The 8,991-nt window shown below is 70.6% G+C and carries 9 protein-coding genes and 1 pseudogene; 2 read left to right on the plus strand and 8 right to left on the minus strand.

The features are described from left to right. Together AB0D45_RS34030 and AB0D45_RS34035 are read left to right on the plus strand one after the other, a co-directional pair. Positions 1 to 993, plus strand: a 993-nt coding sequence (locus tag AB0D45_RS34030) for a carboxyl transferase domain-containing protein (protein ID WP_362466412.1), incomplete at its 5' end; no start/stop codon positions are given. 23 nt (positions 994 to 1,016) lie between these two features. After that, positions 1,017 to 1,214, plus strand: coding sequence for an acyl-CoA carboxylase subunit epsilon (locus tag AB0D45_RS34035; protein WP_361611865.1), 198 nt, complete (start codon positions 1,017 to 1,019; stop codon positions 1,212 to 1,214). A gap of 193 nt (positions 1,215 to 1,407) precedes the next feature. On the opposite strand, the gene AB0D45_RS34040 is transcribed toward AB0D45_RS34035, so the two are convergent. The 8 genes and pseudogenes from AB0D45_RS34040 to AB0D45_RS34075 all read right to left on the minus strand — a co-directional run. Next, positions 1,408 to 1,992 carry an ATP/GTP-binding protein gene (locus tag AB0D45_RS34040; protein ID WP_007266770.1) on the minus strand — a complete coding sequence of 195 codons (585 nt, stop codon included), beginning with the start codon at positions 1,990 to 1,992 and terminating at the stop codon, positions 1,408 to 1,410. Next, on the minus strand, positions 1,973 to 2,530 hold the full coding sequence (locus tag AB0D45_RS34045) for a DUF742 domain-containing protein (protein WP_361610163.1): 558 nt from the start codon (positions 2,528 to 2,530) through the stop codon (positions 1,973 to 1,975). The genes AB0D45_RS34040 and AB0D45_RS34045 overlap by 20 nt, the downstream gene beginning before the upstream one ends. A 93-nt stretch (positions 2,531 to 2,623) precedes the next feature. Beyond that, positions 2,624 to 3,037 (minus strand): roadblock/LC7 domain-containing protein, encoded by a 414-nt coding sequence (locus AB0D45_RS34050; RefSeq protein ID WP_030037347.1) that lies wholly within the window; start codon positions 3,035 to 3,037, stop codon positions 2,624 to 2,626. Positions 3,038 to 3,047: 10 nt separating this feature from the next. Then, positions 3,048 to 6,251: a nitrate- and nitrite sensing domain-containing protein gene (locus AB0D45_RS34055; RefSeq protein WP_362466415.1), complete on the minus strand. Its 3,204-nt coding sequence runs from the start codon at positions 6,249 to 6,251 to the stop codon at positions 3,048 to 3,050. Between the two features lie 292 nt (positions 6,252 to 6,543). Then, positions 6,544 to 7,128, minus strand: a complete 585-nt coding sequence (locus AB0D45_RS34060; RefSeq protein ID WP_266573764.1) for an ATP/GTP-binding protein — start codon at positions 7,126 to 7,128, stop codon at positions 6,544 to 6,546. Further along, on the minus strand, positions 7,109 to 7,501 hold the full coding sequence (locus AB0D45_RS34065) for a DUF742 domain-containing protein (protein ID WP_361610160.1): 393 nt from the start codon (positions 7,499 to 7,501) through the stop codon (positions 7,109 to 7,111). The genes AB0D45_RS34060 and AB0D45_RS34065 overlap by 20 nt, the downstream gene beginning before the upstream one ends. Positions 7,502 to 7,649: 148 nt before the next feature. Further along, complete coding sequence (locus AB0D45_RS34070) at positions 7,650 to 8,063, minus strand: roadblock/LC7 domain-containing protein (protein ID WP_007266776.1); 414 nt, start codon at positions 8,061 to 8,063, stop codon at positions 7,650 to 7,652. A gap of 9 nt (positions 8,064 to 8,072) precedes the next feature. Then, a pseudogene (locus tag AB0D45_RS34075) lies at positions 8,073 to 8,991 on the minus strand (histidine kinase); the annotation flags it as partial.

An 8,991-nucleotide genomic window follows, 5' to 3' on the forward strand; every position in this document is an offset into this window, starting at 1 on the left:
CGGGACACCTCGCAGATGTTCATCACCGGCCCGGACGTGGTCCGCGCGGTGACCGGCGAGGAGATCACCCAGAACGGCCTCGGCGGCGCGGACGTGCACGCCGAGACCTCCGGCGTCGCGCACTTCGCGTACGACGACGAGGAGACCTGCATCTCCGAGGTCCGGTACCTCATCACGATGCTGCCCTCCAACAACCGCGAGAACCCGCCGGTCCACGAGAACACCGACCCGGTCGACCGGCGCTCGGACGTCCTGCTGGACCTGGTCCCCGCCGACGGCAACCGCCCGTACGACATGCTCAAGGTCATCGAGGAGCTCGTCGACGACGGCGACGTCCTGGAGATCCACGAGCGCTGGGCGCGCAACATCATCTGCGCCCTGGGCCGCCTCGACGGCCAGGTCGTCGGCATCGTCGCCAACCAGCCCGGCCACCTGGCCGGCGTCCTGGACATCCACGCGTCCGAGAAGGCCGCGCGCTTCGTCCAGATGTGCGACGCCTTCAACATCCCGATCATCACCCTGCTGGACGTCCCCGGCTTCCTGCCGGGCGTCGACCAGGAGCACGGCGGCATCATCCGCCACGGCGCCAAGCTGCTGTACGCGTACTGCAACGCCACGGTGCCGCGGATCTCGCTGATCCTGCGCAAGGCCTACGGCGGCGCGTACATCGTCATGGACTCCCAGTCCATCGGCGCCGACCTCACCTACGCCTGGCCCACCAACGAGATCGCCGTCATGGGCGCCGAAGGCGCCGCCAACGTGATCTTCCGCAAGCAGATCGCGGACGCCGAGGACCCCGAGGCGATGCGGGCCCGGATGGTCAAGGAATACAAGGCCGAGCTGATGCACCCGTACTACGCGGCCGAGCGCGGCCTCGTGGACGACGTCATCGACCCCGCCGAGACCCGCGGGGTGCTCGTCAGCGCCCTCGCGATGCTCCGCACCAAGCACGCCGATCTGCCGTCTCGCAAGCACGGCAACCCGCCGCAGTAACGAGCGAAGGAGACCTGCCGACGATGAGCACCGCCACCGACACCCTGCTGAAGGTCGAGAAGGGCAACGCCGAGCCCGAGGAGCTGGCCGCGATCACCGCGATCCTCCTCGCCCGCGCCGCCGCCACCCCGGAAGAGGCCGCCACCCCCCGCTCCACGGCCGGCTGGCGCCGCCTGGAGCGCAGCCGGGGCTTCCAGGCCCCCCACAGCTGGCGCGGCTGAGCAGCGGACGTACGCACGCGGAAGGCCCCGCACCCCATAAGGGGTGCGGGGCCTTCCGCATGACCGCGGCAGCGGCCGCCGGGGCCGTACGGGCCCGGAACCGGGCCCCGGAACCGGGCCCGGGAACGGCGAAGGCCCCCGTGCCGGGGCACGGGGGCCTTTCTGCGGCCTCGGGGGCGCCGCCGCGGGCTCGCTACCGCAGGCGGGCCATCAGGGCGTGCTCGACGAGCGTGATGAGCGCGCTCTTGGCGTCCGCGCGGTGGCGGGCGTCGGTGGTGATGATGGGGGCGTCCGGGCCGATCTGGAGCGCCTCGCGGACCTCTTCGGGCGTGTAGGGCTGGTGCCCGTCGAAGCCGTTGAGGGCGATGACGAAGGGCAGGCCGCTGTTCTCGAAGTAGTCGACGGCGGGGAAGCAGTCGGCGAGACGGCGGGTGTCGACGAGGACGACGGCGCCGATGGCGCCGCGGACGAGGTCGTCCCACATGAACCAGAAGCGGTCCTGTCCCGGCGTACCGAAGAGGTACAGGATCAGGTCCTGGTCCAGGGTGATGCGGCCGAAGTCCATGGCGACCGTGGTGGTCGTCTTGTCACCGGTGTGGGTGAGGTCGTCGATACCGGCGGAAGCGCTGGTCATGACGGCTTCGGTGCGCAGCGGGTTGATCTCGGAGACCGCGCCGACGAACGTGGTCTTGCCCACGCCGAAGCCGCCCGCCACCACGATCTTCGCGGAGGTGGTGGAGCGCGGAGCCGCTCCGCCGTTAGAGCTTGCGAAGTCCACTGAGCACCCTTTCGAGCAGTGTCACATCTGGCTGGCCGCCGGCAGACTCGTCGCCGCCGGGCTGGTGAATGGCGACAAGGCCCGCCTCCGCCAGGTCGGCGACGAGGATGCGGGCGACACCAAGAGGAATGGAGAGAAGTGCCGAGATCTCCGCGACGGATTTGATCTCCTGGCACAGGCGGCAGATGCGCTGGTGCTCGGGCAACTGCCCTTGCAGCCGCGCGGGGTCCGCCGTGGTACTGACCAGCGCCTCGATGGCGAGCTGGTAGCGCGGCCGGGTACGGCCGCCGGTCATCGCGTACGGGCGCACCAGCGGGTTGTGCGCCTTGGGGGCCTGCGGCTGCTGCGCGGCCCTGGGGGGCTGCTGCGGAACCCGGTGGGGCGCCTGGGGCTGCTGGGGCTGCCCGTACGGCTGCTGGGCGTAGGGGTTGTGCTCCGGCACGGGCCGGCTGGGCGAGGAGGGGAAGTTGAAGCGGTTCTGGTCGTGCCCACCCTGCGGCTGCTGGCCGCCATAAGGATGTCCTCCGGGTGTTGTCACGTTTCCTCCTCCGACTCCAAGAACGCAGTACTCCCTGTGGAACCGCGCCACCGCACCCTATGGTGCGATGACGCGAAACGCACTGCCCGTCTGCTAGTTGAGAAGACTTCCCTGCAGCTCGGCGCGCAGGTCCGGGGTGAGGACGCTGCCCGCGCGATCCACGAGGAGGGCCATCTCGTAGCCCACGAGGCCGATGTCGCACTCGGGGTGCGCGAGCACCGCGAGCGAGGATCCGTCGGAGACGGACATGAGGAAGAGGAACCCGCGGTCCATCTCCACCACGGTCTGGTTGACGGCTCCGCCCTCGAAGATGCGGGAGGCTCCGGCGGTCAGCGAGGTCAGACCGGAGGCCACGGCCGCCAGCTGATCGGCGCGGTCGCGCGGGAATCCGTCGGACATCGCCAGCAGAAGGCCGTCGGCGGAGACCACCACCGTGTGCGACACCCCAGGGGTGTTGTCCACGAAGTTGGTGATCAACCAGTTCAGGTTCTGCGCCGCCTGGCTCATCGCGCTCACACTAACGCTCCTGGTCATAGCTGTTACTTGACTGCTCGGAACCCGCACTGCGTCCCTGCTGGACACCGCGTCGCAGGTTGCTCAACCTGCCACGGACGTCCTCCGGGGCGCGGGAGACCTGGGGGCCGCCCTGCGGGGTCGTCTCCGCAGCGCCCTCGACCAGGTTGGCCTTGGGCACGCGCCGAGGGAGACCGGACGGGGTGACCCCGCCCGCCTTCGGCTCACGGAGTTTGCCGGCCTGCTGCCAGCGCTCGTCGTTCGTCGAACGCCAGCCCCCGCCGGCTGCTGCCTCCTCCGGCTCCCGCTGCGCTTCGGCGGGCTGCTGCTGACGCTGCGGCCGCTGCGCGAAGAGGGATCCTGCGGACTCCGCTTCCTGCTGTGCCGGCTGCCACTGCTGTGGGCTGCCGCGTCGCGGCAGGCCCGCTCCGGTCAACTCGTGACCGGTGTCGGCAGCGGCGCCCTGACGGTCGAAGCCTACGCGGTCCCGAGCCGGTTCGGGAGCGGAGGGGGATTCCGAATCGGTCCCGTAATCCTGCTGGTAGGAGCCCGAGTAGGTGTTCTGCTCGGGCCACTCGGCCTGCTGGGACCGGTCCTCGTAGCCACCCTCGTACGCCTGAGCGGGCTGCTGGGCGTCCTGGTAGCCGGACTCCGGATAGGCGTAGCCCTGGTCCGTGTACGACTCGTAGGCCTGCGGCTGCTGCTGGGGCTCGTACGGGGCCTCGTACCCCTGTGCGGACTGCTGCTCGTAGCCCTGGTACTCCTGGTACCCGTGTTCGGGCTGAGGTTCCGGATACTCCTGGGAGTCCGGCTCCGGGTACTGCTCCTGCGACTGCGCCTGGGGATAGTTGAGCTGCGCCTCCAGCGCCGCCCTGCGCTCCTCGCGGCCCAGGGACCGCACGACCGGGTCGGCCGGCTGCCCGTCGCCCGCCGGGCCGCCCTGGGCGTCGTAGCGGGAGTCGTCGAAGCCGAGCTCGGCGGCCGTCCGCAGCGGGGCGGCCGACTGGGCCTTCTGCTGCGGGATGATCGAGGAGACGGTGAAGTCGTCCTCCGGTATGCCCTCGCCACCGCCACCGTGGGTGATGGCGTCGGGGAGCATGACCAGCGAGGTGGTGCCGGCCGCCTCGCCCGAGGGGCGCAGCTGGACGCGGATGCTGTGTCGGTCCGCCAGCCGGCCGACCACGAACAGGCCCATGCGCTGCGAGATCGCGGCGTCCACGGTCGGCGGGTTGGCCAGCTTGTGGTTGATGTCCGCGAAGTCCTCGGCGGTGAGGCCGATGCCCTTGTCGTGGATCTCGACCATCACGCGGCCGTCGGGCAGGCGCGTCGCGTTGACGCGGACCTTGGTCTGGGGGGAGGAGAACGTGGTGGCGTTCTCCAGGAGCTCCGCGAGGAGGTGCACGAGGTCGGTCACGGCCTGGCCGTGGATCTCGGCGTCGGAGACGCCCGAGAGCTCGATGCGCTCGTACTGCTCCACCTCGGAGGAGGCGGCGCGCAGCACGTCGACGAGGGGGACCGGCTGGTCCCAGCGGCGGCCCGGGTTCTCACCCGCGAGGATGAGGAGGTTCTCGCCGTTGCGGCGCATACGGGTGGCGAGGTGGTCCAGGCGGAAGAGGTTCTCCAGCTGGTCCGGGTCGGCCTCGTTGTTCTCCAGGTCGGTGATGAGGGTCAGCTGGCCCTCGATCAGCGACTGGTTGCGCATGGAGAGGTTGGTGAAGATCGCGTTGACGTTGCCCCGCAGCAGGGCCTGCTCGGCGGCGAGCCGGACCGCTTCCTGGTGGACCTGGTCGAAGGCGCGGGCGACCTCGCCGATCTCGTCCTGGGAGGTGATCGGGATCGGCTGCACGCGGGTGTCGACCTTGCCCGGGTCCGTGCGCGAGAGCTGGTCGACCAGCGCCGGCAGGCGCTGCTCGGCGATGTCGAAGGCGGAGGAGCGCAGGCGGCGCATGGAGCGGCTCATCTGGCGGGCCATCATGGCCGCCAGGATGAAGGCGGCCAGCAGGGCCACGACCACGATGGCACCGGTCAGGATGGCGTCGCCGCGGGACTTGTCGGACACCGCGACGGCGTCCTTGACGGCCTTGTCGAGGAGGTCCTTCTCGATCTCGGCGTAACCGTCGAACTTGGCGGTGGCGGCGGCCTGCCAGGCCGGGGCGGTGGTGCCGTTCAGGGCGAGCTTGGCGCTCTTCTCGCCGCTGGCTATCGCCTCGGTCATACCGGTGAGCGCGGAGCCGTTGACCACGGGCGGAGCCTTGAAGGGGGTGCCGGCCTGCTCGGCGGCCTGCTTGGCCTGGGCGAGCTTGGCGGCACCCTCCTGGGACTTCTTGCCCATGACCTCCTTGAGCCGGTTGGTGTCCTCGTCGGTGCCGGCGGCGACGTACTCGCCGATGGCGATCTCTTCGAGGTAGGCGTAGGAGGAGAAGGCTACGAGCTGGGCCTTGCGGACTTCCTCGTTGTCGTTCGGGCGCACCAGCAGGTGCGTGCCGACCGAGCGCTGGAGCGAGTTCGCGGCCTTGGCCAGCTCGACCGCGTAGACCATGCGGCCGTAGCTGGTGACGTTTCCGGTGCCCAGGCCCAGTTCGTTGGAGAACTGCATCAGGTAGTGCTGGACCAGCACGTACCCCTCTTCGGTCGGGATGGGGCCGGCCGAGGTGGGGAGGTTCTTCTTCTGGGTCTCCGGGATGGCGTAGGCCGTCTTGCGGACCTGCTCCAGCTTCGGCTCCTCCTGGCGGAAGAGCTCGAGGCGGCGCTCCAGGCCCTGCTTGGACGGCAGGTCCTTCGCGGCCCGGGCGAACTTGGCCTTGGCCGCGTCCGTGGCCGCGTAGGCCTTCGTCACGGCCTCGTTGTTGCGGTCGCCCTTCAGGAGGGGCTCGGCGGTGAGGTCGCGCTCGTTGAGGAGGGCCTGGCCGTATTCGGCCGCGGCCTGGACGATCCGGGCGGTCTTCTCGGCGTCCTTGGCCTCGTTCCAGCTGTCGACCGAGCCCTTCACCTGGAAGCCGCCCATGACCAGTCCGACGAGGACCGGTACCAGGAGGATGGCGTTCAGCTTGGTGGCCACCCGCCAGTTGCGCGGGGAGAACTTGCTGGTGCTGCCGCTGCTCGGGGGTGGTTCCACGGGCACGTCGACGGGCGACATGGCCGCGCGCGGCGGCGGGGTGAAGTTGCCTCGCGCGGGTTCATCCGCGGGGCTCGAGTTGCTTCGCCTCACTCGACCAACAACCTCTCGGCGGTGCTACTAGCTAGTTCGTTGAATTCCAGCACGGTTCAGCGCCGTGTTCCAAACAGTTGAATCCGGCCATTCCACGAACCTAACGCCCCACATAAAACGGACATAAAGAGCGAGCTGCGGCAAAAATGGGGTCAGTCGTGCGCGCAGCGGCACCGGCTGAACGCGGCCCGTGTCCGGCCGACGGCAATTCACTGTCGAAACGTTATGAACGCGAGGGGCGGGCCGTGTTGGAGAACACAGCCCGCCCCGGCGCATTGCCTTGGAAAAGGTGTTACTTGAGCCGGGCCATCAGGGCGTGCTCGACGAGCGTGATGAGCGCGCTCTTGGCGTCCGCGCGGTGGCGGGCGTCGGTGGTGATGATGGGGGCGTCCGGGCCGATCTGGAGCGCCTCGCGGACCTCTTCGGGCGTGTAGGGCTGGTGTCCCTCGAAGCCGTTGAGCGCCACGACGAAGGGCAGGCCGCTGTTCTCGAAGTAGTCCACCGCCGGGAAGCAGTCCGCCAGCCGGCGGGTGTCGACCAGCACGATCGCGCCGATGGCGCCGCGGACGAGGTCGTCCCACATGAACCAGAAGCGGTCCTGTCCCGGCGTACCGAAGAGGTACAGGATCAGGTCCTGGTCCAGGGTGATGCGGCCGAAGTCCATGGCGACCGTGGTGGTCGTCTTGTCACCGGTGTGCGTGAGGTCGTCGATGCCCGCGCTCGCGGACGTCATCACGGCCTCGGTTCTCAGCGGGTTGATCTCGGAGACGGCGCCCACGAACGTGGTCTTGCCCACGCCGAAGCCGCCCGCCACCACGATCTTCGCGGAGGTGGTGGAGCGCGGAGCCGCCCCACCGTCAGAGCTTGCGAAGTCCACTGAGAACCCTCTCGAGCAGCGTTACATCCGGCGTTCCGCCGGCCTCTCCATTGCCCGGCTGGTGAATGGCCACCATGCCGGCTTCCGCCAGGTCGGCGACGAGGATCCGGGCGACGCCGAGCGGCATCGAGAGCAGCGCGGAGACCTCCGCGACCGACTTCACCTCACGGCACAGGGTGCAGATGCGCTGGTGCTCCGGCAGCATGCCGGACAGGTGCATCGGGTCGGCCGTCGTGCTGACCAGCGCCTCGATGGCGAGCTGGTAGCGCGGTCGGGTCCGGCCGCCGGTCATCGCGTACGGGCGGACGAGCGGCTGGTCGCCTTCCGAGTACGGATCTCCGTATGCGTCGGGGTAGGCGGGGGGCGGGGTCATTGATCCTCCGGGCTGGACAGCAGTGGTCAGCGTGCCGTCTGACAGGGCGGCCGGTGGGGGGACATGACGGCCTGTCGGGGGTACTGGATTTCCGGGTGCGCGGACCCGGTGCCCCGGCCGGAAGTACCGTCCGGCCGGGGTGGGGGTGTCAGATGAGCAGGCTTCCCTGGAGCTCCGCGCGCAGGTCCGGGGTCAGGACGTTGCCGGCGCGGTCCACGAGGAGGGCCATCTCGTAGCCGACGAGGCCGATGTCGCACTCGGGGTGCGCGAGCACGGCCAGTGAGGATCCGTCGGAGACGGACATGAGGAAGAGGAACCCGCGGTCCATCTCCACCACGGTCTGGTTGACGGCTCCGCCCTCGAAGATGCGGGAGGCTCCGGCGGTCAGCGAGGTCAGACCGGAGGCCACGGCCGCCAGCTGATCGGCGCGGTCACGGGGGAAGCCTTCCGACATCGCCAGAAGGAGTCCGTCGGCGGAGACCACCACCGTGTGCGACACCCCGGGGGTGTTGTCCACGAAGTTGGTGATCAACCAGTTCAGGTTCTGTGCCGCCTGGCTCATCGAACTCAACTATCGCTCCTGCTGGTAAGTGGGGTCGATGTGGTAACTGCCGGTCGCGGGGCCGGTGCTGCCGGCCTGGCGGCCCTGCTGGATACCGCGACGGAGATTGGTGAGACGGCCGCGGACATCGTCCGGAGCACGCGATACCTGCGGACCGGTCTGGGTCTCGGCCTGCTGCTGGGCGGTACCGGCCACGAGGTTCGCCCGCGGCACCCGCCGGGGCAGCCCCGAGGTGGTGATCCCGCCGGCGGCGGGCTGGCGCACGCGCTCGGCCTGCCGCATCAGCTCGTCGTTCGGGGAGGGCTTCCAGCTGACCGTCGGGCTGCTGCCGGTGACCGCCGCGGCGGGCTCGGCGGCGAACTCCTGGCCGCGCTGCGCGAGCGGCTGCTGCGCGCGCTGCTGGGGCTGGTGCGGCTGCTGGGGCACGGCCGGACCCTGCCCGGCGGGCTGCTGCCCGTCCTGGCGGGTCCAGTTCGACTCCAGCGTGTCGAAGATCGGGCTGCGCGGCTCGGGGGCGTGCTGCGCCGGAGCCGGCGGCAGGGCCTCCGGCTGGTACGCCTGCGGGAGGCCGGGGGCCTCGGCGCGCGGCGCCGGGGCGTAACCGCCGGACCGCTGGGGCTGCTGCTGCTCGGCGTAGCCGCCGACACCGGGGCCGCCCGGGCGGGCGAACTGGCCGGTGGAGGCCGGGTCCAGCGGGCCCGCCGGCTGCGGGCGCTCGAACTGGCCGGTGGCGCCGGGGGCGGGGTTGCCGCCGGTGGCCTGCGGCGGCGGGGCGTTGAAGTCCGGGCGGGCGAACTCGGCCGTGGAGCCGGGGCCCGACAGCTCGTCGTGCCCGCGCGGGACCTCGTGCCCGCCCTGGGCCGCGGCGCCCCAGCTGGTGGACTGCGGGGCCGCGGCGGCCGGACCGCCCGCGCCCGGAAGCTCCGGG

Source organism: Streptomyces sp. NPDC048352, from assembly GCF_040651895.1.
Classification (GTDB): Bacteria; Actinomycetota; Actinomycetes; order Streptomycetales; family Streptomycetaceae; genus Streptomyces.